General features: G+C 71.1%; 29 protein-coding genes and 1 tRNA gene. 27 read left to right on the plus strand and 3 right to left on the minus strand.

Features of this window, described 5'->3' with window-relative positions:
• Positions 1-36 precede the first annotated feature (36 nt).
• Positions 37-402: a GntR family transcriptional regulator gene (locus ACO0M4_RS18215; RefSeq protein ID WP_430371680.1), complete on the minus strand. Its 366-nt coding sequence runs from the start codon at positions 400-402 to the stop codon at positions 37-39.
• Between the two features lie 804 nt (positions 403-1206).
• Between ACO0M4_RS18215 and ACO0M4_RS18220 the strand changes: the two genes are divergently transcribed.
• The 24 genes from ACO0M4_RS18220 (at position 1207) to ACO0M4_RS18335 (ending at position 16289) form a co-directional block, all read left to right on the plus strand.
• The gene (locus ACO0M4_RS18220) at positions 1207-1338 is read left to right on the plus strand and encodes a hypothetical protein (RefSeq protein WP_430371682.1); all 132 of its coding nucleotides are present in this window, start codon (positions 1207-1209) and stop codon (positions 1336-1338) included.
• Between the two features lie 97 nt (positions 1339-1435).
• Positions 1436-1627, plus strand: coding sequence for a hypothetical protein (locus tag ACO0M4_RS18225; protein ID WP_430371684.1), 192 nt, complete (start codon positions 1436-1438; stop codon positions 1625-1627).
• Complete coding sequence (locus ACO0M4_RS18230) at positions 1624-1797, plus strand: hypothetical protein (RefSeq protein ID WP_430371686.1); 174 nt, start codon at positions 1624-1626, stop codon at positions 1795-1797. The genes ACO0M4_RS18225 and ACO0M4_RS18230 overlap by 4 nt, the downstream gene beginning before the upstream one ends.
• A gap of 176 nt (positions 1798-1973) precedes the next feature.
• The gene (locus ACO0M4_RS18235) at positions 1974-2228 is read left to right on the plus strand and encodes a DUF6284 family protein (RefSeq protein WP_430371687.1); all 255 of its coding nucleotides are present in this window, start codon (positions 1974-1976) and stop codon (positions 2226-2228) included.
• On the plus strand, positions 2225-2503 hold the full coding sequence (locus ACO0M4_RS18240) for a DUF6303 family protein (protein WP_430371688.1): 279 nt from the start codon (positions 2225-2227) through the stop codon (positions 2501-2503). Before ACO0M4_RS18235 ends, ACO0M4_RS18240 begins: the two co-directional genes overlap by 4 nt.
• Positions 2500-2874, plus strand: a complete 375-nt coding sequence (locus tag ACO0M4_RS18245) for a hypothetical protein (RefSeq protein WP_430371689.1) — start codon at positions 2500-2502, stop codon at positions 2872-2874. The genes ACO0M4_RS18240 and ACO0M4_RS18245 overlap by 4 nt, the downstream gene beginning before the upstream one ends.
• Positions 2871-3065 (plus strand): hypothetical protein, encoded by a 195-nt coding sequence (locus ACO0M4_RS18250; protein ID WP_430371691.1) that lies wholly within the window; start codon positions 2871-2873, stop codon positions 3063-3065. Before ACO0M4_RS18245 ends, ACO0M4_RS18250 begins: the two co-directional genes overlap by 4 nt.
• Positions 3062-4792 (plus strand): hypothetical protein, encoded by a 1731-nt coding sequence (locus ACO0M4_RS18255; RefSeq protein ID WP_430371692.1) that lies wholly within the window; start codon positions 3062-3064, stop codon positions 4790-4792. Before ACO0M4_RS18250 ends, ACO0M4_RS18255 begins: the two co-directional genes overlap by 4 nt.
• Positions 4789-5301 (plus strand): hypothetical protein, encoded by a 513-nt coding sequence (locus ACO0M4_RS18260; protein ID WP_430371693.1) that lies wholly within the window; start codon positions 4789-4791, stop codon positions 5299-5301. Before ACO0M4_RS18255 ends, ACO0M4_RS18260 begins: the two co-directional genes overlap by 4 nt.
• Positions 5298-5633, plus strand: a complete 336-nt coding sequence (locus tag ACO0M4_RS18265) for an RRQRL motif-containing zinc-binding protein (RefSeq protein WP_430371695.1) — start codon at positions 5298-5300, stop codon at positions 5631-5633. The genes ACO0M4_RS18260 and ACO0M4_RS18265 overlap by 4 nt, the downstream gene beginning before the upstream one ends.
• A gap of 13 nt (positions 5634-5646) precedes the next feature.
• The gene (locus ACO0M4_RS18270) at positions 5647-5961 is read left to right on the plus strand and encodes a hypothetical protein (protein WP_430371696.1); all 315 of its coding nucleotides are present in this window, start codon (positions 5647-5649) and stop codon (positions 5959-5961) included.
• A gap of 47 nt (positions 5962-6008) precedes the next feature.
• Entirely contained in the window at positions 6009-6230 is a 222-nt protein-coding gene (locus ACO0M4_RS18275; protein ID WP_430371698.1) for a hypothetical protein, read from the plus strand.
• 740 nt (positions 6231-6970) lie between these two features.
• Positions 6971-7870, plus strand: coding sequence for a hypothetical protein (locus ACO0M4_RS18280; protein WP_430371699.1), 900 nt, complete (start codon positions 6971-6973; stop codon positions 7868-7870).
• A gap of 73 nt (positions 7871-7943) precedes the next feature.
• Positions 7944-10088, plus strand: coding sequence for a hypothetical protein (locus ACO0M4_RS18285; RefSeq protein WP_430371700.1), 2145 nt, complete (start codon positions 7944-7946; stop codon positions 10086-10088).
• Between the two features lie 218 nt (positions 10089-10306).
• Complete coding sequence (locus ACO0M4_RS18290; protein WP_430371702.1) at positions 10307-10501, plus strand: hypothetical protein; 195 nt, start codon at positions 10307-10309, stop codon at positions 10499-10501.
• A gap of 30 nt (positions 10502-10531) precedes the next feature.
• Positions 10532-10978 (plus strand): hypothetical protein, encoded by a 447-nt coding sequence (locus ACO0M4_RS18295; protein WP_430371704.1) that lies wholly within the window; start codon positions 10532-10534, stop codon positions 10976-10978.
• An 11-nt stretch (positions 10979-10989) separates the two neighbouring features.
• Positions 10990-11124, plus strand: a complete 135-nt coding sequence (locus tag ACO0M4_RS18300) for a hypothetical protein (protein WP_430371706.1) — start codon at positions 10990-10992, stop codon at positions 11122-11124.
• Positions 11125-11139: 15 nt separating this feature from the next.
• Positions 11140-11619, plus strand: coding sequence for a single-stranded DNA-binding protein (gene ssb / locus ACO0M4_RS18305; protein ID WP_430371707.1), 480 nt, complete (start codon positions 11140-11142; stop codon positions 11617-11619).
• A 40-nt stretch (positions 11620-11659) separates the two neighbouring features.
• Complete coding sequence (locus ACO0M4_RS18310) at positions 11660-11935, plus strand: hypothetical protein (protein ID WP_430371709.1); 276 nt, start codon at positions 11660-11662, stop codon at positions 11933-11935.
• Between the two features lie 87 nt (positions 11936-12022).
• On the plus strand, positions 12023-12922 hold the full coding sequence (locus ACO0M4_RS18315; protein ID WP_430371710.1) for a bifunctional DNA primase/polymerase: 900 nt from the start codon (positions 12023-12025) through the stop codon (positions 12920-12922).
• A 200-nt stretch (positions 12923-13122) separates the two neighbouring features.
• Positions 13123-13275 (plus strand): hypothetical protein, encoded by a 153-nt coding sequence (locus ACO0M4_RS18320; protein ID WP_430371711.1) that lies wholly within the window; start codon positions 13123-13125, stop codon positions 13273-13275.
• A complete protein-coding gene (locus tag ACO0M4_RS18325) occupies positions 13272-14507 on the plus strand; it encodes a DUF3631 domain-containing protein (protein ID WP_430371712.1) in 1236 nt (411 codons plus the stop codon). Before ACO0M4_RS18320 ends, ACO0M4_RS18325 begins: the two co-directional genes overlap by 4 nt.
• Before the next feature lie 141 nt (positions 14508-14648).
• Positions 14649-14840 (plus strand): helix-turn-helix transcriptional regulator, encoded by a 192-nt coding sequence (locus ACO0M4_RS18330; RefSeq protein WP_430371713.1) that lies wholly within the window; start codon positions 14649-14651, stop codon positions 14838-14840.
• An 84-nt stretch (positions 14841-14924) separates the two neighbouring features.
• On the plus strand, positions 14925-16289 hold the full coding sequence (locus ACO0M4_RS18335) for a tyrosine-type recombinase/integrase (protein ID WP_430371714.1): 1365 nt from the start codon (positions 14925-14927) through the stop codon (positions 16287-16289).
• A 134-nt stretch (positions 16290-16423) separates the two neighbouring features.
• Here the strand turns inward: ACO0M4_RS18335 and ACO0M4_RS18340 are convergent.
• Positions 16424-16510, minus strand: a tRNA-Ser gene (locus ACO0M4_RS18340).
• 43 nt (positions 16511-16553) lie between these two features.
• Entirely contained in the window at positions 16554-18041 is a 1488-nt protein-coding gene (locus tag ACO0M4_RS18345; protein WP_430371716.1) for a S1C family serine protease, read from the minus strand.
• A 597-nt stretch (positions 18042-18638) separates the two neighbouring features.
• Between ACO0M4_RS18345 and ACO0M4_RS18350 the strand changes: the two genes are divergently transcribed.
• The 3 genes from ACO0M4_RS18350 (at position 18639) to ACO0M4_RS18360 (ending at position 21562) form a co-directional block, all read left to right on the plus strand.
• Positions 18639-19535 (plus strand): glycerophosphodiester phosphodiesterase family protein, encoded by an 897-nt coding sequence (locus ACO0M4_RS18350; protein WP_430371718.1) that lies wholly within the window; start codon positions 18639-18641, stop codon positions 19533-19535.
• A 53-nt stretch (positions 19536-19588) separates the two neighbouring features.
• Positions 19589-20410, plus strand: coding sequence for an ATP-binding protein (locus ACO0M4_RS18355; RefSeq protein ID WP_430371719.1), 822 nt, complete (start codon positions 19589-19591; stop codon positions 20408-20410).
• A gap of 183 nt (positions 20411-20593) precedes the next feature.
• Positions 20594-21562 (plus strand): DUF5926 family protein, encoded by a 969-nt coding sequence (locus ACO0M4_RS18360; protein WP_430371720.1) that lies wholly within the window; start codon positions 20594-20596, stop codon positions 21560-21562.
• Positions 21563-21724: the final 162 nt, after the last annotated feature.

The following is a 21724-nucleotide window of genomic DNA, read 5'->3' on the forward strand; positions in this document are numbered from 1 at the left end:
CGTTGTCAGAGAGGGCGCAAGAACTCGCGACGACGCTCATTCAGAGCCCTTCGGCCCCTCCAGCTGGCTCAGGCGCTCGTCGAGACGAGCCAGGTGAGTCCGGATGCCCTCGATCTCCTGCATGATCGCCACGAACTCCGGGCTGGGCTCGCCGGTCTCCGGCTCCTCGGCCTGGCTTCTGACGAAGTAGCCACGCGTCGAGTCTTGACGTGCGAGGCCGCGCTGTTCGAGCAGCTGCAGCGCCTTCGACGCGGTACCTGCAGCTACGACAAAGTCCTTCACGATCGCGCGGACCGACGGCAACTTCGCACCCGCCTTGAACTTGCCTGACTCGATGTCCCTCTGAAGGGCATCCGCAATCTGCTCGTTCACTTGGCGCGAGTCATCAGCGGTTGGCGTCATACGGCGATGCTATCCGCCTCTTCCACCAGCTCAACCGGCACGCACAACACAACCTGTTGTATTGGTTGTATCAGTCGTGCTAGAACAGTCCCAGTGCTGGTCACCCCGTTCGGGGCGGCAGGAAGCAGCACGACATTGCTTTGACCTGCGGAAACGCGGGGTGCGCCGTCCGGAGGGACCCGGTGACACGGGCCTGAAGGAAGCGGTCGTTACTTGAGAACTCCACAGCGTGATCCACCACCGCTACACCGGCCGTGATGACACCGGCCGGAGGTGAGTGGAGACCCGTCGGTCAGGGTGATGCGTTTACGCGTTGCTCTGGGCCATTCCGGCGATCCGCAAGGGCACATTGCTTGCGGGGAGGGGTGAGAGCTGCAGAACTGGCCGACGCAAAAGAACGACGCGGCACCAACATTCCGTTGCGACGACGTCCGGGAGGGGACTCCCCGGACCGAGCGCGGCCCGCGTCCATGTGAGACCCACGGCCCCTGGTAGGGGCTACCGCGCAGCTTGCCAGCCGCGCCCAGATTCTCCTGAGCACCAGTGCTCACAGTCCTCGACACCCCCGTTTTCGGGCAGGGGTGCCGGGGGCTGTGGTCGCTCGTGACGAGAGACCACAAACAGGTGCGGGCCCCGGAGTTGCACCTCCGAGGCCCGCGCACAGGCCACCTGAGTTGGAGGCAAACCTGTGGTTCCCATTTTGGCATTCCTGATCGCTGTGAGGTCCAGTGATTCGGATCAGATGGATGAGTTCCTTCGTCGCGCCCGGCAGGCCGACACGCAGCGGGCCGGGGGTGGTTCCCGGTGAGCGATATCGCTGAGCAGCAGGCCGCCGACGCGCTTGCCCAGCAGCGCATCGAGTCGGCCCGGGAGGCCGCGGAGGCGACCGAAGTCGCCCGGCAGCAAGCAGCGGTGCTGCGGGGCGAGGCCCAGTGAGCGAGCCCGAGCCGCAGCACGACCGCGCTCCCGACACCACCGACGAGATGCCGTCGCTGCCCCAGCGCGAACCCGGCGGTTCCCTGTAGCCCCGGTCGTGCCCAGCCCGGTAGCCAGGGCCCGCATCACGCACTTCGCGGCGATGCGGGCCCTGGCCCGTCACGGCGTCCACCATCCGGTGGCCCGCGCTCTGCTCGCCGCGGCAGCCGGTGCCGCCGCAGGCGCGTACGCGGCGGGCCACCACGTCCTCGACCTCCACACCGCATCCCTCCGAAGGGAACGCTCATGAAGTCGCGTAAGGGTTACAAGATCATCGACGCCGACGGGTTCGGCTGGCTGGGCGACTGCCCCCGGGGCCTGGTCGAAGCCCAGGCCGCTGGCCTGACCGTGCGGATGCTCCGCATCTACGGGACCGGTCGCTGGCCGTGCTCGTCGTGCAAGCACCGCATCCGCCACTGACGGCCAGCCCCTGGCCGATCAGCCCTGATGGTCGTCAGGCCGGGTTCGACTCCCGGCCAGGGCACTCACCACCTCACCCGCGCTCATCCGGCGCGGGCCTATCTGACGGCGCGCGGCCCCGGGGCGCAATCCCGAGGCCGCTGAAGGGCCGTCGACCTGAAAGGACACCACGACCCATGAGCACCATCATCGCACTCGCCCCCGATCCGGACCGTGAGCCCACGGCCGCAGAGTTGGACGCGATCGCCGCCGAGACGCCGCTGATTGAGGCGGAGGTCGAGCTGCTGGACGCGCAGGTCCGGGCCCTTGACGGTCTGGTGACGGAGTTGGACCAGCAGCGGATCCGGCGGGCCCGGCGCAAGATGCTCGCGGCCCGCCGCGACTTGTCCAACCGCGGCGCCGGCGTGGCGCAGACGGGCGGTGCGGCATGACGCACAGCGCCCGCCTGACCAACACGGACGGCACGTGGGAGATCTACGTCGTCACCGACAGCCCCTATCCCTGGGACTGGCCGACGCACAAGTTCGGCGCTGCGGCGGCGATCCCGACGCTCGCCCAGCGAGACAGGGCGCTCGCGGCTCTCGGCTACGAGGTGGCCCCCCGCGCGGAGTGGGAGTGGCAGGAACTGCCCAGCGGCTACATGGACTCCGTGGAACTGCTGGCCGCGCTGCAGGTACAGCCCGCAGGGACGGGGGTGGCGGCATGAGTGAGTCCTTGAGCCCCGCCGAGCACCTGCAGGCGGCTTCCGAGGCGGTGCGCCGGCACAACCACGCGGCCATGGCCGGTGGGTACGACAGCACGCCCGAGGTCAGCCGCGCTGCGGTTGCCTTGGTTGAGATGTGCGCGCGGTTGCAGCAGGCGACCGAGCACATGGATAGGCGTGTGCACCGCGATCTGGCAGCCGGCCTGCTCGCCCCGGATGACGGGACGGTGCCCGAGGAACACGCACACGGCGCCGCTGTCGCGCTCCTGGACGCACGCGGGGCCCTGTCCGATCTGCTCGGCGATCTCCAGGTGGCCAGCGGCCATCTGTGGCACCTGGGCATGGTCTACGAGCCCGAGGAGGATGACGCGTGATCCGCATTGTTACCCGGGCCCGCCTCGCCGCCCTTGAGCAGGCGGTCGAGAGCGCGCGCACCCGTGCCCAGTCCTTCGGGTGCCCCGCCGACAAGTGGGGCCCGGCGACCAACAAGCCCGCGACCGCGGACCCCTGGCGCACCGTCTCGCTGTCGCGCTTCGCGGTCGAGGACAGCGGTGATGCCGGATGATCCCCCAACTCACCGCACTGCTCCCCGGTGCCCCGACCTGGGTGTCCTGGGCCGCCCCGCTGGCCGGCTTACTGCTCGCTCTGGCCCTGGTCACCTGGGGTGTTGGGCGGCTGCGGAAGTCGGTGTGGCTGTCCGGCATCGGCCCGCAGGCGATCGTGGCACTGGGCGGTGTCGCCGTCAGCGTCTTCGGCCTGTGGGGCTTCGCCACCGAGACCGTCCACCTGCCCAAGATCCTCGCCATCGCGTTCATCGGGGTGTTCGACGCGGCGGAGATGACGCTGCTGGTGATGCTCTACCGCACCGCCGACCCCAAGGTCGGCTGGACGCGTGAGCTGCACCTGATACATCGCACCGCCTGGACTCTGGTCGGCTTCTCCGGCGCCATGAACGCCATCCACGCGCCGAACTGGTGGGCCCGGCCGGTCCTGGCCGCGGTCCCGGCACTGGCCGCGTGGCTGATCGAACTGCAACTGCGCAGCAAGCTCCACACCCCCGATGTCGACGACACCGACGCCCGTCCCGGGCCGGCGCGGCTGGTGGCGCTGTTGTGGCAGCACGCCTGGTCCGCACTGTTCGCCCTGTGGGGCCTGGACGCCAACACCTCGTCCTCCGCGATCGCGCGCTCCGCCATGGCGCAGCGCGCCGCCCGGCGCCTCTACCGCTTCCGCCTGATCCTGAACGCCGAAGTCCCCGACGGGCAGCGTGCGAAGCGGCGGTCGGAGCGGAAGCGGGAAGGGTTGCAGGGGCGGGCGCAGAAGGCCCTGGACCGCGCGGACATCGCCACCGACCGCCGCCAGGCGCTGGCGATGGCACGGCGGATGGTCACCCTCACCGGCGTGGAAGACCTCGCGCGGCTCGACTACTCCGACCCGCACGTCGTGCTGAAGAAGATCGAGGACCTGTCGGTCACGGCGTCCGTGGAGCGGATCGAAGCCTCCGCGCTCGCTGAGGAGGCGGAGGCTGCGCGGCAGCGCGCGGAAAGCGCGCGGTGCGAAGCCGAGGACGCGCGGCAGCGCGCGGAAGACGCGCGGGACCGCGCGGCAGAGGAATTGAATGCCGCGCGGAAGGAACTGGCGGAGGTCGAGGAAACCCGCGACGCGATTCTGAAGGATCACGACGGGGTGGCCGGCGCGGTGGAGGCTGCGCGGCAGCGCGCGGCAGACGCGCGGCAGGCCGAGCAGGACGCGCGGCAGCGCGCGGAAGCCCTCATCACCGCCGCCACCACCGAAGCCGACCGCCTCACAACCGACGCCCAGAACGCCTGGAACCAAGCCCAAAACGCGCTGACCGAGCAACGGCAACAGCTCGACTCTCTGGTCGCGCAGTGCCGTGATGCTGAGGACCTGGCCAAGGACCGTCAGGACACGTTGGAGCAGGTCAACCGGGAGATCCAGGAGGCCACTCTCCTCCATGACCGGCTGCGCGGCGAGCTGGACGCCTTCGGCTCTCAGGCCCCCGAAGCCGCCCGCACGGGCGAGGGGACGGTGTTCCGGTCAGAGGCCAAGCAACAGGGCTGGGAGCACTACCTCCAGGTCATGACCACCACCGGCGGCCAGGTCGAGCCGACCGCCGCCGAACTCGCCGACCGCTGCGGCATCCACGTCGGCAACGCCCGCAACTGGCTCAAGGAATTCCGTGCCGCGCGCGCCGCGCAGCTCGCCGCGCGCGAACCGCGCACTGCCGCGCGCCTGCCGCGCGCCGCCACTCTTGAGGGAGCTTCCGCATGATCGCCCTTGTTCGTACCCGCACCCTGCGCGCCCTGCGCGACGCCGTTTCCCAGGCGGAGACGGAGACCGCTGCCGCCCGTGCCGAGGCCGCACAGCAGCAGTCGAGCAGTGAGCTCGCCACCGACTCCGCGATCCGCGCGGAGACTGTCCTGGAGGAACAGCGCGCCGCGCTCGCCCAGGCCGCCGTCGACGTCGCCCGGCGCGAAGGTGAGCTGGAGACCCTGCGCGCCCAGTCCCTCCTCGACACCGAGGACCGGCAGGCGCTGCGGACGCTGCTGCGTACCGTCCGCAAGCAGAACGCCCGGGCCGACCGCGTCTACGTCCTCTTCCGCTTCGGCGAGCTGCACAGCGTGCACGCCTCCTGGGACGCGGCGGAGATCGCAGCCGAGGCGGAGGGCGCCCCGCGGGACGGATGGACCTCGCCCACCACGTGCTGCGGCGGATCCCCGACCCCGGCCTCCGAGGTTGCCTGGCGTATCCGGCTGGTCCCGCTCGGAGGCACCCGGTGAGCACTGTGCCGGTCTACCGGTGGCGCCTCGGCCCGGATGGCCTGGCCACCCGCCGCCAGCTCCGCGCCCTCGGGCTGCGGCCCGGCGGCCAAGACGTCGCCGCCCAGCTCGAACGGCCCCGGCGCCGCCGAGGCCCACTGGTCGCCTACCTCTACCGCATCGACCTGGCGCTGCCGGTTCGGCCGATGACCCCGGCCAAGTGGGCGGCGGTGCGACGGGCGTTGGCCGCCCGCCGCACCTGCCCCACCTGCGGCCAGGACGCGGGCTACACCCTGCCCACCTCGCTCGGAACTTGCCTGATCTGCGCGGATGTTCCCGCGCTCGCCGCTTGAACGGAGACCCTTGATGTCCCGCAAGACCGTCTCTCGCCTCGTTGTGACCGTCGCCGTCGTGCTGGGGGTGGCCGATGCCGTCTCCATCGGCTCCAAGCTGGCCGCCTACGACGTGCCGCTGTCCCTGATCGTCGCCTGCGCGCTGGCCTGCCTCGCCACGACCGTGTGGGCCGTCGACCTCCTCACCAAGGCGTTCGCCTCGACGACGTACCGGTGCCCGGATCCGGCCTGCTCCTTCACCGTGCGCGTCCGGCACGTCGACGCCGTCGAGAACCGGCGCTGGCAGGAGACCGCCGCCGAGCACCCCAGCCACCACTACCGCGGCTGACCTGCGGTCGCAGCGCCGACCAGTCAACGAACTCAAGGAGATCCACTGTGACCAGCCAGACCGTCAAACAGCAGGGTTCCCACCACTGGGTCATGACCCTGGAGCTGCCGGGCCGTGCGATGAACACGCTCTACGGCACCTTGACCCCGCCGCAGGGTGCTACCCGCCGTGACGTGTTCATGGGCCTCAAGGCCGAAATCGCCGAGGAGAGCCCGGAGATGGCGCACGCCAACGTCGTCTTCTTCTCCCTGGAACGCAACGCACTCTGACCTGCTGCCCGATCTGGTGCCCCCGGTCGCTTTGCCGGGCCTCCGGGGGCACCTCACTCCGTGAAGGGAGCACCACCATCATGTCGGAAGCCACGGTCCACACCGTGACAGAAGTCCCCGTTCAAGCCACCGCACCACCACTGGCCCCACCCGCTGCTTCGCCGCCGGCGCCGTTGCCGGGTCGGCCGCTTGCGGCTGCCGGCGCGAACGCCATAGGAGCCGTCGTCGCTGGTGCGATGGCGATCGGCGGACCGGTCGGCCTGGCCGCCACCGGCGCTGCGGCCGGAGCCATCGGCGTCGGCGCACTCGTTGCCCGCCGGCGCGCCGCGGGCCCGCGGCGCGGCACGCGGTCCCCCCTCCGTACCCCCGGTGTCGCGGGCAGCCGCGGCGTGGCCGGTCAGCGGTCGCCCTTGGCGTCCGGCGTCGGTCGTATGGGGCGGTCGAGTGCGGGGGCGGTGCGGGGTGGAGGGCGCGGTGCTTCCCGCCGCGCCACCTCGAACGTCGCTTCCACGCCTCAGTCAGGAACCCGCCGAGCACCGGCAGGCCCCTCGGCGGCCAGGGCCAGCGATCCGCGCACCGGCAGCCGTATTGGCCCCGTCCCGTCCCCGCGCTCGTCGTCCGGCAGGTCCGGCCGGGGTGGTGCGGGGGTGCAGCTGTCGAAGGCGCCCCGTGGGCCGCGGTCGTCGTCCGGTGGACTGTCGCGTGCCTCGCGGGCCGCTGCTGGCGGTATGGCCCGTGGGGTGGCCCGGTGGCAGGCGGGTGCGCCCAAGCGCACCGCCCGTGCCGAGCAGCGCACCACCCGCCGCACGGACCGGGGCACCGCGAAGGCATACAAGAACGCCGGCATGACCCCGCCCGGCACTGCCCCCAGGTCGGGCAGGACCCGTCGGGCGGAGTCCTCGTCGGCGCGGCGGGGGCAGGTCAGTGCGGCGCAGGCCAAGGCGCTGCGGCGTTCGGCCGCCCGTCATGGGGTGCGGATGGGTGCGAGTGCGGTGCTGGCCGGCGGTGTGGGGCTGGCGTCGGGCATCTGGAACTGGCGCCGCCCCGGCGTTGCCTCTCGGCACGTGAAGGCGGTGTGGCTGCGTCTGGCCAACCGTGCCCGCCGGATTCGTGAAATCCGCGACGCCGCGATCCTCGGCAAGGGCAAGCCCGGCGAGACCTCGGTTCCGGGCGAGACCGTCAACGACCCCAAGCGGCCTACCGAGAAGCCGCGTTCGGCTCCGGGCAAGGGCCGCTCGGCCCGTCCCGTCACCCTCGATGCTCCCAAGGGAGGACCCGTGTCCAAGACCAGCACCCCGGGCCTGGCGCGTCTGTCGGACGCGGCGGAAGTCATGTTGCAGGCCGCGTCCACCTTCGATCCCGAGCAGATGAGCGAGTTCGAGGCGCTGATCGACGACCTGCCCGAAGCGATGGCAATGGTGCAGGAGACGATCCGGGTCCTGGCGGAGCTGGCTGACGAGAAGCTGCCGGTCGAGCAGGTCGTCACCGAGGAGATCGGGGAGGGCTACCGGGCCATGAACCGCGTCATCGACGCCCTGGCCGAGGTCGGCACCGTCTACCGCAAGGCCCACGCCGCCGACATCGAGCGGCATGAGAACCCCCGCAAGGGCATCGAGGGCGAACGCAAGTGGAACGTCTGACCAGCCCCTGACCCGCTCTCGACCGACGGCCCCCGCAACTGCCCTGCGGGGGCCGTCCGCTTGGAAGGACACCATGGCCAGCAAGAAGAACGCCACCACGACGCGGGTGGATTGGAGCGCCGGGCACGGCATCGTCTCCGGCACCCTGAACGCCACCGCCGGAACCCTGGTTACCACCGCCCTCGCCCACACCGCCCACCTACCCGCCGGATGGATGCTCGCCGCCGGCGCGGCCGGGGCCGTGGGCACCACCATCTCCGGCATCCGCAACCGCCTGACCCGCGCCACCACCAGCTTTCGCGCCGCGTGCTGGCTGGCGGCCGGCACCTGGTCCTCCTGGGCCCTGACCTCCGGCGGCCCTACCACCTTGTCCGCGCTCGGCTCCCTCGCGGTGGGCGGGATCACCGCGGGCACGCTGGCGGCGGGGTTCGCAGCGCACGAGGAGACCGAGCAGGCCCGCCGCATCACCCTCCTCGGCCTCGGTGTGCGCCGCGCGCTGGCCGAGGAGTGGATCGACCGCATCGCGCGGGTGTGCCGGGTCGAGAACATCGAGATCGTGGCGATCGAGCACTGGCCCACCGGCATGGGCTACACCGTCGAAGTCAAGCTCCCCGAAGGCGGCGTCACCCGCAAAGCCATCGCGGACCGCACCGCCGCGCTCGCCTCCGACCTGGACCTGCCCACCGGCTGCGGCCTGGAGGTCCACGAAGGACTCTCCCGGCGCCTGGTGCTGCTGCGGGTGACGACCAAGTCCATGGCCGGCACCGAACTCCCCTACCCCGCAGCGGAGATGGCGCAGGTCACCACGGTGAACAACCCGGTGCCGCTCGCGCTGCTGTCAGACGGCGGGAAGGCGGAGTTGGACTTGCGGCAGGCGTCCACGATCGTGGCCGGCGCCACCGGCACCGGCAAGACCAACTGGCTCCACAACCTCATCGCCCGGCTGAACCAGACCAACGACGTGCTGGTGTGGGTCATCGACCTCAACGGCGGCTCCCTCGGCCTGCCGTGGCTGCACGCCTGGCGCGAAGCCCAGCAGCACACCGAAGGCTCCCGCTGGGCAGAAGCCGACATCCCCGCCCCCGGCGTGGACTGGGTGGCCAGCACCCCCGCCGAAGCCACCCGCATGCTCAAGGCCGCCGTCCGCATCGCCAAGCAGCGCAAGGTCGCCTACCAGGACCACATGCGCGCCGAGGACGACGACAAACTGCCCGTGGGCCCCGACCTGCCCGAAATCATCATCCTCACCGACGAAGGCGCCGAGGTCGCCGCCACCCGCGAGGCCCGGGAAGTCCTCAAGGGCATCTCCGAGGTGATCCGCATCGCCCGCGCGATGGCCATCCGCGCCGTCGTCTCCGCCCTGCGCGTCACCCAGGACGTGCTGCCGGACCCGATGGTCCGCAAGATGGCCTCCAACCGCGTATGCACCGGCGCCACCGAAGATGCCGAGCTGGGGCACTTCTTCGGCTGGCGGGCCATGACGGTGGAGGACTCCTTCGACGGCCCCGGCTCCCTCCAGGTCGGCACCGACGGCAAGGCCCCGCAGAAGGGCCGCCAGTGGCGCATCACCCCCTCGCTCATCGAGGAGATCTGCGCCGCCACCGCCCACCGCCGCCCCACCCTCGACGCGCCCTCCCTGAAAGCGGCCGGAGAGGACTACGAGCAGCGCTGGTCCCAGGAGCGCTGCGGGCACCTCTTCGGCCTCCAACCCGCCACCAGCACCACCACCAGCAGCGGCAGCGGCAGCGGCGGCGGGGGCGGGGGCGAGACGACCCCGCGCACCTGGCGGGCCACCGCCAACTGGGATGCCCCCGAGCCCAAGAACGGGCCGCCGCAGGCCGAGGGAGCGCCGCGGGACAAGGAACTGGAGGCGCAGTTCCTCGACATCGTGGGTGCCGGCCTCACCGACGAACCCGCCTCCGGGCCTGGCACCAACTGGTCCGACCCCTCCACCTGGGCCCCGGGCCGCAAGAGCGCCGACGCCAAGCCCGACGCCCGGCAGGCTGCCCTGAACCTCCTGATCGCCGCCGGACCCGAGGGCACCGGCGCCTCCGCCATGGAACGGGACCTGAAAGACACCTACGGCACCCGCCGCCCGGTCATCCAGCGCTGGCTCGGCGAATGGGCCGAATCCGGCGAAGCCGTCCGCGTCGGCGAAGGCAGCAAGGCCCGCTACGTCCACCACACCCACGCCCCCAAGCCCCCCACCGAGGGCTAACCAGCTCGCCTGTCTGTCACCTGTCGCCCACCCCCCGAGGCGGGGGTTCGGCGTGTCATCTGCGGCCTGTCCCCTGTCTGACCTGCGCGTTACAGGTGACAGACAGGTGACAGGTGACAGACAGATGACAGGCCGGATGACAGGCCCACACCGCACCACCGGCCGCCCACGAACGGGCGGCCGGATGCGTCCTCCACACCCTTCCAGGGAGTCGCCCCATGGCCGTCACGATCTCCGCTGCCGTCCTCTTCGGACTCGTCAGCCTGGTCCTGATACGCACCCGCTACGTCCAACTCGGCTCCGCGCTCGTGCTGTTCCTCTTCGGCTTCTTCATCGCCAGCACCGGCGCCAGCAAGCCCATCACCGCCGCCTGCCAAGCCATCGCCCAAGCCCTCACCCACCTCACCGCCTAACCGCCCGGCGCCGGGCAGAAGGAGGACCCCATGCACCCCGAACACCCCACCCTGCCCCCGCAGGACATCCCGCCCGGCGTCCAGGAAGTCATCCTCCCCTCCGGAGAACGCGCCCTGGCCTACAGCACCGGGCCCACCACACCGCCCCCATCCGCGGTCCCGGCGCCGACGGTCGCTCAGCCGATCCCGGCCTGGGCCAAAGCCACGGCACTGCTGGCGCCGACCGTCGGCGGCGGCATCGCCCTGGCCACGGTCGGCCTGTCCGCCGCGGCCCCCGGGCTCGTCGCCGTCAGCCACGTCCTGTGGTCCACGGTGGCCGCCCTCGCCGCCGGCGGCGCCGCAGCCGCCGCGGTCATCGGGCGCGTCCGGGCCCGGATCACCGCTGCACAGCGCGAGATGCAGCGCCCGCACATCACCCAGCACATCACCTCAACCGGCCTGTTCGGCCGGGCCAACGGCACCATCAACCACCGCTAAGGAGACGCCTCGTGTACGAGGACGACGACTTCATCGACTGCGAGCTGTGCGCGCCGAGCGACGACAGCGAGCCGTACCCCTACGCGCACTGCTGCGGTTGCGGCGCGGACGGCTCCAGCCAATACACCGACTGCACCTGCGACTGACACAGGGAGACACGCATGTCCATCGGAGAAGTCCCGGTCACCATCATCGGCAACCTCACGGCCGACCCGGAGTTGCGCTTCACCAACAACGGTGCTGCCCTCGCGAAGTTCACTGTCGCCTCCACCCCGCGCACCTACGACAAGGCTAGCGGCCAGTGGACGGACGGCACCGCCGCGTTCTTTCGCTGCGCGGCCTGGCGCCAGCTGGCCGAGCACATCGCCGACAGCCTCACCAAGGGCTCCCGTGTCGTGCTCTCCGGCCGCATCCGCCAGCACAACTGGCAGACCCCCGAAGGCGAGAACCGCTCGATGCTCGCCGTCGAAGTCGACGACATCGGCCCCTCCCTCCAGTTCGCCACCGCCACCGTCCAGCGCACCCCGCGCAACAACCCCGCGTCAGCCAACAACGACCCCTGGGACATGGCATCCGCCGACCGACCGACCCCGAACGCCGCGGCGCCCGCGGATCCAGCCGCCGACCAGCCTCCGTTCTAACCCACCGCACACCACTCTCACCTGCAAAGGAGTGCCCAGCATGACCCAAGCTTCCCGAACCGCGTGGCAGCAGGCCCTCGACGGCCTCAACGCCCTGGTGGACGCTGGCGTACCGGTCCACATCGAGCCGGATGGCCACATCGCCAACCCCCTCGGCGACGAACACATCGAATGGGACCCGGCAGCCCAACGCTGGCGTCTCGTCCACGACGAGGACGACACCTACGCCGTCACCCCGCCCGCTGCCCGCGACCTGGTCGCCATGGGCACCGAGACCATCACCGGCGACGAACTCCCCCTCGCCCACAGCGAGTAGATACGCCCGGGGCGACCGCCCCATCTCGCCAAAGAAGCGCGGTCGCCCCGGCATCCAGCACCAACCAGAGAACTGGAGTCATCCAGCATGACGCATGACCCCCGCTCCGCGCTGCTCGCCGCAGCACTGACCGCAGCAGAACGCGGCTGGGCCGTGTTCCCCCTCCGCCCCGGAAACAAGCGCCCCGCCCTCCACAGCGAAGCCCGCTGCCCCGGCACCGGCCCCTGCGCCACCGGTCACCTCAAATGGGAGCAGCGCGCCACCACAGACCTGGCCCGAATCCAGGCCGCATGGTCCGCCGGGCCCTACAACGTCGGTATCGCCACGGGCCCTTCCGGGCTGCTCGTCGTCGACCTCGACGTACCGAAGAACAACAAGAAGGACGCGCCTTGCGGCGCGACGACCTTCACGGCGCTCTGCGAGCGCGCCGGCCAACCCATGCCCGCCACCTACACGGTGCGGACGGCAAGCGGCGGCCAACACCTGTACTTCGCCGCGCCATCTGGTGTCCGGCTGACCAACACTGCCGGGGCCCTAGGTCCGCTGGTCGACACTCGGGCCTGTGGCGGATACGTCGTCGCCGCAGGCAGCACCACCCTGACCGGACCATACGAAGCGACCAGCGATGCGGCGGTGGCCCCGCTGCCGGCATGGCTGCTGCAACTGCTCCAGCCTGCGCCCGCCCGTCCCGTGGCACCCCTGCACCTGCCTGCTGTGAGCGGGAACCGCGCGGCGCTGGCCGCACTGGACGCGGAGTGCGCGGTGGTCGCCGCAGCACCCGACAAGCAGCGCAACAACGTGCTCAACCGGTGCGCCTTCAAGGTGGGGCGGTTCGTCGCATGGGGCGACCTCCCCCGGCACGTGGCAGAGGACGCCTTCCAAGCGGCTGGAGAGGCGCGGGGACTCACCGCTGCGGAGTGCCGCGCCACGATCCGCAGCGCCCTGGACAGCTCCCTCCGCACCGCCCGACACCGGGATGCGGCATGAGCGCCCCGCCCCCTCCCCCTTTGGAAGGCCACCTGGCCACAGCCAGGCCGCACCCCGCCGAACCGGCCCGCACCACGACCAGCCGTAGAGCGCCGAAGGACGCCGCCCGAAGGGCGTCCTCTCAAGGTTCTGACCCGCAGCCGACGGGCGACGGACGCTACCCCGTCGCCTGGCTGCACATCACCGCACCCCGTGGCGCCGTGCCCACCGCCACCTCCAAGTGCTGCTGCGGCCGGGACCGAAGCGCGGTCGGCCACACCAAGGTGCTGGCCCTGATCGAAGACCACCAAGCCCACCGCGACACCTGCACCTGGCGCCACCCCGCGGCCCACGAGACAAGGAAAGCCTCATGACCGACTCCACCGACCGCATCGACGGCGCCGCCCTCCTGGACGAAGTCGAGCGCTTCCACCGGCGCTTCAACAAGTTCCCGCGTGAAGCCGCCTACGCCGCTGTCGCCCTGTGGGACGCCCACGCCCACCTCTTCGACTGCTTCGACAGCACACCGAGGCTGGCGTTCCTCTCCCCAGAACCCGGCAGCGGCAAGAGCCGGGCTCTGGAGATCTCCGAGACCCTCGTTCCCCGGCCGCTGATGACCGTCAACCCCTCCGCCAACGCCCTCTTCCGCGTCGTCTCCGCCGACGAAGGCCGACCGACCATCCTTTTCGACGAGATCGACACCATCTACGGCCCCAAGGCCAGCGGCAACGAGGAACTGCGCGCCTTCCTCAACTCCGGCTACCGCCGTGGCGCCAGCAGCCTGCGCTGCGTCGGCGACGGCTCCAACCAGACCGCCACCCCCTTCCCGAGCTTCTGCGCGGTCGCCATGGCCGGCCTGGGCTCCCTGCCGGACACGATCCTGACCCGCTCCGTCATCATCCGCATGCGCAAGCGCGCCCCCAACGAGAAGGTCGAGCCCTACCGGCAGCGCATCCACGAAAAGGAAGGCCACGCCCTGCGCGAGCGCCTCGCCGCCTGGGCCGACCAGGTCCGCGACCAGGTCACCGACGCATGGCCCGAGCTGCCGGAAGGCATCTCCGACCGGCCCGCCGACTTGTGGGAGCCCCTGCTCGCCGTGGCCGAGGCGGCCGGCGGCACCTGGCCTGAGCGCGCCCGCGCGGCCTGCGTCGAACTGGTCGCAGCTGCCAAGGACGATGACCCGGCCTCTATCGGCGTCCGCCTGCTCACCGACCTACGCGACCACGTCTTCCGCGGCGCCGACCGCATGCCGACCGCCGCCATCCTCGCCATCCTCCACACCCTGGAAGACGCACCCTGGGGCGACATGAACGGCCGCCCCCTGGCCAGCCGCAGCCTGGCAAAGATGCTCGGCGACTACGCCACCGCCGACAACAAGCCCGTCAAGCCCCGCTCCGTCCGCACCTCCAGCGGCGTCCCCAAGGGCTACTACGCGGAAGACCTCGCCGACGCGTGGCTGCGCTACTGCCCGCCCCCTTCCCCCACATCCGCTACGTCCGCTACATCCGCTACACCGCAGGTCACAGGGGGTTTTGATGTAGCGGATACGAGCCGTGTAGCGGATAGCACCGCCACACCCCACCTGACCGTCGCCCGCACCGCGTAGCGGAACCTATCCGCTACATCCCACGCATCCGCTACACAAAACAGGCCCCTGACCTGCGATGTAGCGGATGTAGCGGATGTAGCGGACCTCCCAGAAGAGGGAACAGGAAGCCCCCGGCCGTTTCCCGAAGGAGACATCACTGTGCCCAGCTCCAAGATGCTCAAGCTCGCCGCGGTACTCGAAGAGATCGAGATGTCCCGCGCGGCCTTCTACCGGATGAGGGCCCGCGGACAGGCGCCGAGGATTTACAAGCTCCCGAGCGGTGAACTCCGCATCCGTCGCTCTGACCTCGACGCCTGGTGGGCCCAGCAGGAAGAGCGATTCGCCGTCTGATCCATCCAACTCAGCGGGCCCGGCAGGAAGTCGGGCCCGCTCTTCGTATCTCCGGAGTCTCCCCTGCTGACCTTCGAGTTCAAGATGTATGAGATCCGTGTACGGCCGCAGTACCCGAAGCCCTACCAGGTCCGCTGGGTGGTTGGACCGAAGTCACACGCCAAGAGCTTCCGTACCAAGCCCCTGGCCGACGGGCGGCGCTCTCAGCTGATGACCGCCGCCCGGAAGGGCGAGCAATTCGACATCGAGACGGGCCTCCCCAAGTCCGAACTCGTCGCCCTCCAGCCTCAGCTGACGTGGTTCGACCATGCCAAGGACTACGCCGAGATGAAGTGGTCCGAGGCGGCGTCAGCGAAGGGCCGGGCCACACGTGCCGATGCTCTCGCCGCCATCACCGCCGCTCTGGTCAAAGACACGAAAGGAGCCCCAGCACCGGCAGTGCTGCGGCGGGCGCTGACCGGCTACGCCTTCAACTTCTCCGAGCACCGCACGCCCCCGCCCGACCGCCTCTCCGCTGCACTCACATGGCTCTCGGCCAAGGCCCTCCCCATGTCCGGGCTGGAGGACGACTCCGAGGCGATCCGCGCCGCGCTGAAGGCCCTGAGCACGCTGCTCAGCGGGAAGCGGGCAGCAGCAACCACGATCACGAACCGTCGGACGGTCTTCAACAATGCCCTCCGGTACGCCGTGGAGCGCAAACGCCTCATGGCCAACCCGCTGCCGTCCGTCGACTGGTCTCCGCCGCCGACTGACGACGAGATCGACTTCCGGTACGTCCCGAACCCGGGGCAAGCAGAAGAGCTCATCAACGCCGTCGGAACGCTGGGCACTCGCGGCGAACATCTCCAGGCGTTCTTCGCGTGCATCTACTACGCGGCCACGCGGCCTGCCGAGGCTATGAACCTCAGGAAGAGCGACTGCACCCTGCCCGAGGACGGGTGGGGTGTCCTGCTGCTCTCCGGCAGCGCGTCGCGGGTAGGAGCCGCCTGGACGGACGATGGCAAGTCCTACGAGGAACGCGGGCTGAAGCGTCGGGCTCGTTCGTCCGTGCGCGACGTGCCGATCCCACCGGAGCTGGTGAGGATGCTGCGTGCCCACATCGACCGGTATGGCGTGGCGCCGGACGGGCGGCTGTTCCGAGCGGCCCAGGGCGGGGTCGTTCTCAGCAAGGAGTACACGGACCTCTGGCAGGAGGCTCGCAAGGTGGCACTCACTGCCGAGCAGATCGCTCACCACTTCGCCGAGGTGCCGTACGCCGGGCGCAAGGCCGGCATCTCCCTCTGGATCACGTCAGGCGTCGCCCCGACCGAGGTGGCCCGTCGCGCGGGCCACAGCGTGGCCGTCCTCTACAAGTTCTACGCCAAGGTGCTGGACGGGCAGCGGGACCAGGCCAATGCGCTGATCGAGCGAGCGATGCGCTCCGAGAAGCCGGAGGTCTCGGGCCCCTGATCCCCGTCCACGCCCCGTCCACACGCGCTGGTCAGCGGTGCACCAGACCGAGCGAAGGTGAGACAGGAAAGCAGGTGGGCGGGGCACCGGATCACACCGGAAACCCCGCCCACCTGCACGTTTTCTCACCTGCGCGGAGGCTGTGGGATTTGAACCCACGGTGACGTTGCCGCCACGACAGTTTTCAAGACTGTTCCCTTAGGCCGCTCGGGCAAGCCTCCCCGCGGCACCGGAGTGCGGTGTCGCGGGGATCAGACTAGCGCGTCACTTGTCGCCCGTGCGCTGTCCCAGGGTGACCTGAGTGGTGTGCTCCTTGCCGCTGCGCTTGTAGGTGAGGGTGACGCGGTCGCCGGGCCTGTGCTGCCAGATCTCGCTGATGAGGGTCGGGCCGCTGTCGACGACGGTGCTGTCGAGTTTGGTGATGGTGTCGCCGGGCTTCAGGCCCGCCTTGTCGGCCGGGCCGCCCGGAGTGATCGCTTCGCTGCCGTTGTTGCCGGACTGGGCGATGGTCGCGCCGTCGCCGGACTCCCGCATGCCGACCTGGACGCCTATCTGCGGATAGACCGGCTGGCCCGTCTTGATCAGGTCCTGCGCCACCCGCTTCGCCTGGTCGATGGGGATCGCGAAACCCAGGCCGATGCTGCCGGACTGGCCGGATTCGCCGCCGAGCCCGCTGCCGTTGCCGGCCGACTGGATCGCGGAGTTGATGCCGATGACGTTGCCGCCGGCGTCCAGCAGCGGGCCACCGGAGTTGCCGGGGTTTATCGACGCGTCGGTCTGGAGGGCGCTCATGTACGAGGCGCTGCTGCCGCCGCCGTCGCTGGAGGCCACCGGGCGATCCTTGGCGCTGATGATGCCGGTGGTGACCGTGCCGGACAGGCCGAAGGGCGCGCCGATGGCGATCGTGGCGTCGCCGACCTGGACATCAGCGGACTTGCCGAGCGGGAGCGGGTTCAACGTGGCGCCGGCGGCGTTCTTGAGCTTGATGACGGCGACGTCGTAGCCCTGGGCGTGGCCGATGACCTCGGCGTCGTACTTCTTGCCGTTGGAGAACGTCGCGGTGAGCCGGCCGCCGTCGGCCGCGCTGGCGACCACGTGGTTGTTGGTGAGGATGTGGCCCTGCTTGTCGTAGACGAAGCCGGTGCCGGTGCCGCCGTCGCCGCTCGCGCCCTGCGCCTCGATCGTGACGACGCTGGGCAGCGCCCGCTGCGCTATCCCGGAGACGGAGGTGGGCTTGCGGTTCAGCGCCTCGGGGTCGCCGGAGGCGGAGACCGTCGTCGAACCGCTGTCGTTGCGGCCCGCGGCCCAGTAGCCGATGCCACCGCCGACGCCGCCCGCGACCAGCGCGGCGACCAGCACCGCGGCGATCAGGCCGCCGCTGCGCTTCTGCGGCGGCGGCTGGTGACCGGGCACGGCCCACGGGTCACCGCCACCGCCGAGCGGGGGCGCGCCCCAGCCGCCGGCCGGACCGTGCCCGGCCGCGGCATACGGGGCGGCCGGGGCGGCCGGGTGTTCCTGGTGGGCGGCCGGGGTCGGGGGGAGCGGCTGCGTACGGTCGTGTTCGACCGGGCCGGCGGTGCCGGGCTCGGCGGCGCGCGGTGCGTAGTCCGGCGGCGGGGGCGCCGCGGGGGGCGTGGCCGGCGCGGCCTGAGTCGGGTCACCGGAGGCGGGCGCGGGGGCGCTGTCCGGCTGCGGCCCGGTCGGCGGCTTGGCCTCCGACGGGACGCCGGCTCCCTCGTTCTCGGTGCTCACAGCTCTCTCCTCAGTCAGCTCGCTTCACGGCGGTACCGGCCCGACACCGGACCCCGGTATTCCAGCATCCGGGATCCCGCGGTATTCCAGCATCCGCGATCCCGCCGCTCCGGGCGAGTCCCGGCCGTCCCGTCGGTGGTCCGGCCATCCGCCCACCGGCCCGTCCGGCCGTCTCCCGGCCACCACCGCCCAGCCGTCCCCAGCCTTCCCCATGGCCCGTCAGAGCACCGTAAGCCGAACCTGTGACTTATTCCCCTCGATGTGGGGCAAGCGACAGCCGATGCGTCATATGCGGCCTTCCCCGACATGCAACACACGACGGATGCACCGGCCCCGGCCAACGCCAACGCAGACACAGACACAGACACAGACGACGCAGACGTAGCTTCAGCTAGCTTCAGCTACAGGAGTTGCCGCAGTCGCAACGGACACAGTGGCGAGCGCCCGACGCCCGGCGCCCGACGCCCGGCACCCCACGGACCCGGCGTCCGGACATACCGGCAGTCCAGCGGTCCCCCGACCCCTCGGCCCCTTGGCCCCTTGGCCCCCCGGTCTTCTTCCAGGCGGCCCAAGGGCGACGGATGGCACGATAACGCGGTGACCTACCCACGCCCCGCCGAGGGCGCCCGTCCGGGCCGTCCCGCCATCGCCGTCGTGGCCCACCGCGGCGCGTCCGAGGACGCACCGGAGCACACCCTGGCCGCCTACCGAAAGGCGATCGAGGACGGCGCGGACGCCCTGGAGTGCGACGTCCGACTGACCGCCGACGGCCATCTGGTCTGCGTCCACGACCGGCGGATCAACCGCACCTCCAACGGGCGCGGGGCGGTCTCCGCACTGGAGCTGGCCGACCTCGCCGCGCTGGACTTCGGGTCCTGGAAGGACGTCCTGGAGGGCAAGGGCGGCGTCCTGGAGGACGTACAGGGGGCCGACGGGCGGCTGGTGACGACGGACGAGGAGCCGGACTGGCAACAGGAGAACGCCGAGCGGACGTCCGTACTGACCCTGGAGCGGCTACTGGAGCTGGTCGCGGACGCGGACCGGCGGGTCGAGCTGGCCATCGAGACGAAGCATCCGACCCGCTGGGCCGGACAGGTGGAGGAGCGACTGGTCGAGCTGCTCGCCCGCTTCGGCCATACGAAACCGGCCACCCGCGACTGGACGCCCCCGGTCCGCGTCATGAGTTTCTCCGCACGCTCCCTGCACCGCGTACGGGCCGCGGCGCCGGAGATCCCCGGCGTCTATCTGATGCAGTTCCTCACCCCCCGTCACCGTGACGGCCGGCTGCCGCCCGGCGTGGGCATCGCCGGCCCCGGCGTACGGATCCTGCGCGCGCACCCGGAGTACGTCGCCAGGGCTCACCGGGCGGGCCACCAGGTCCACGTCTGGACGGTCAATGACCCGGCGGACGTGGAGTTGTGCCGCGAATTGGGCGTGGACGCAATCATTACGAACCGCCCCAAGCAGGTACGAAGCCAACTCGGCCTTAGGTAAGGCTCATCACAGGGTGTGCACCGGCGCATTCGGCCCGTATGTGTCGGTGTCGAGTGCGTCACTGTGTGCCGGTTGGCCGGTTTCCGGTCCAGTCCATTGGGGCATCCATCCCGTGGCGTGGGGCAAAGGAGGTCTCGGGGGTGGCGTTGATGGTGGCACAAGAGGTGCCGACGTCGTCGATCATGGCCGTACCCCATGGTCCAGCGGGTGTGGGCATGGCCAGGCGACGCATGCGAGAAGAGCTGTTGGCAAGTGGAGTTCAGGACACAGTCGTCGATGACGCGGTCCTGGTCCTGTCGGAACTCCTGAGCAATTCGTGTCGCCATGCGCGTCCGATATACGAGGACCGAACGTCGGATTCCGCGGCGGGGAGCGCCTCCGACGGCGCGTCAAGGACGGGCCGGGGCACTCCTCGGGGCTCCGTCCACGACGGTTCCCCGGCGACCGGACCCGCCGCTTCCGTGCGCGCCGCCTGGCGCATCGACGGGCAGGGGCGCCTGATCATCGCGGTCACCGACGGCGGCGGCCCGACCCGTCCGGTTCCGGCCACTCCGTCCATCACCGCCCACGGCGGGCGCGGGCTGGCGATCATCCGCTCGCTCGCCAAGGACTGGGGCGTCCGCGACACCGCGCCCGACGAGGTGACGGTCTGGGCCGCACTCTCCCTCCAGGGCGCTTTCGCTACGCGCGTGGATCTGACCGCCGATCTGCCCGCCGGCCTCGGGCCCGAGCTGCCGTCCGACCTGACGGCCGGGCTTCCGCTCTCACTGCGGAAGGTCCCGCGCGACCGAACGCCCCGCGCGGCCCGGAACGGTCGCCGGCCGGGCCACGGCCCGGCCGGCTTGGCCTTCGCGGACCTCGACGAACTGCCGTAACGGGGCGGCGCCGGGCCCTCCCCGGCGACGCGACGGAGCAGCGTGCGCCCGCCGACGCCGCACTCACGCCGACGTACCCACCGCCCTTACGGCGATGTTGGTGGCGTCGCGGGCACCGGTCTCCTTTAGGCTCGCGCCGGAACGCGTCCGAACCACCAGGAACCACCAGGAGACACCGTCACCATGGCCAAGAAGCGCCGCCCCCAGCCCCGGGCCGCAGCAGTACAGATCAAGGACGCCGAGGTGCCGGTGGTCGGCGCCCGCGAGCCCTGTCCGTGTGGTTCCGGCCGTCGTTACAAGGCCTGCCACGGCCGGCAGGCGGCGCACGCCGCCACCGAGTTGGTCCGCCGCCCGTTCGAGGGGCTGCCCGGCGAGTGCGACTGGGTGGCGCTGCGCGAGCTGGTGCCCGCGGCCACGGCCGAGTTGCCCCTCAAGGGCGGCCTGCCCGAGGGCGTGCCGTCGGTGACGCTGGCCACCGTGCTGCCGATGGCCTGGCCCGCGCTGCGCCGGGACAACGGAGCGGTGCTGCTCGGCCTGCAGAACGACACCTCGTCCGGCGACATCAGCCGGGACCTCGCCGACACCCTCCAGCGGGCGCTGGTCACCGAGCCCGGCCACCCGGTCGCCGCCGGGCGGGCCCCCGCCGACGGGCCGCGGCTACAGGACCTGCTGGACCCGGACGCGCCTTTTGAGCCGACCGTCCACACCGGCTTCGAGTTCTGGGTGGAGAACGCCGAGAACGCCTCCAGCGAGGTCGCCGCCTCCCTGGAGCGGGCCAACGCCGCGGCCATCCCGACCGCCCGGATCCCCGGTCTGGAGGGGGCGTACTGGTGCGAGGCCCCGGAGAAGAACCACCTGCGCTGGGTCACCTCGCACCCCGAGGAGCAGCTGCTCGACGCGCTCGCCCGGCTGCACGCCGCCGGCACCTCCTCGCTGGGCGAGGGCACCCGGCTGGTCGGCTCGTTCCGGGCGCACGGCCTGGTCGTCCCGGTGTGGGACCTGCCGTCCTCGATGAGCGCCGACGACGTCGCCGGCCCGGCCGCCGCCTTCGGGGAGCGGCTGGCCAAGGCGCTCGCCACGGACACCCCGCTGACCGCCGAGGAGCGCCGGGCCCGCGGCGGGCTCACCAACCGTCAGGTCACCCTGAGCTGATCGTGCGCCCGAATCGATCACGGACATGACGCCCGTCACAGGCCCCGCGGCAACTCCCCGTACTTGCCGGTAAATACGCGTCCGGAAATCCACGATCGAATTTGCGAACCGCCGATCTCTTGTTACGGTTCTAGGAGCCCGGTCGCTGGTGCATCCCCCGTC

The organism is Streptomyces sp. RGM 3693, assembly GCF_050471125.1.
Lineage (GTDB): Bacteria > Actinomycetota > Actinomycetes > Streptomycetales > Streptomycetaceae > Streptomyces.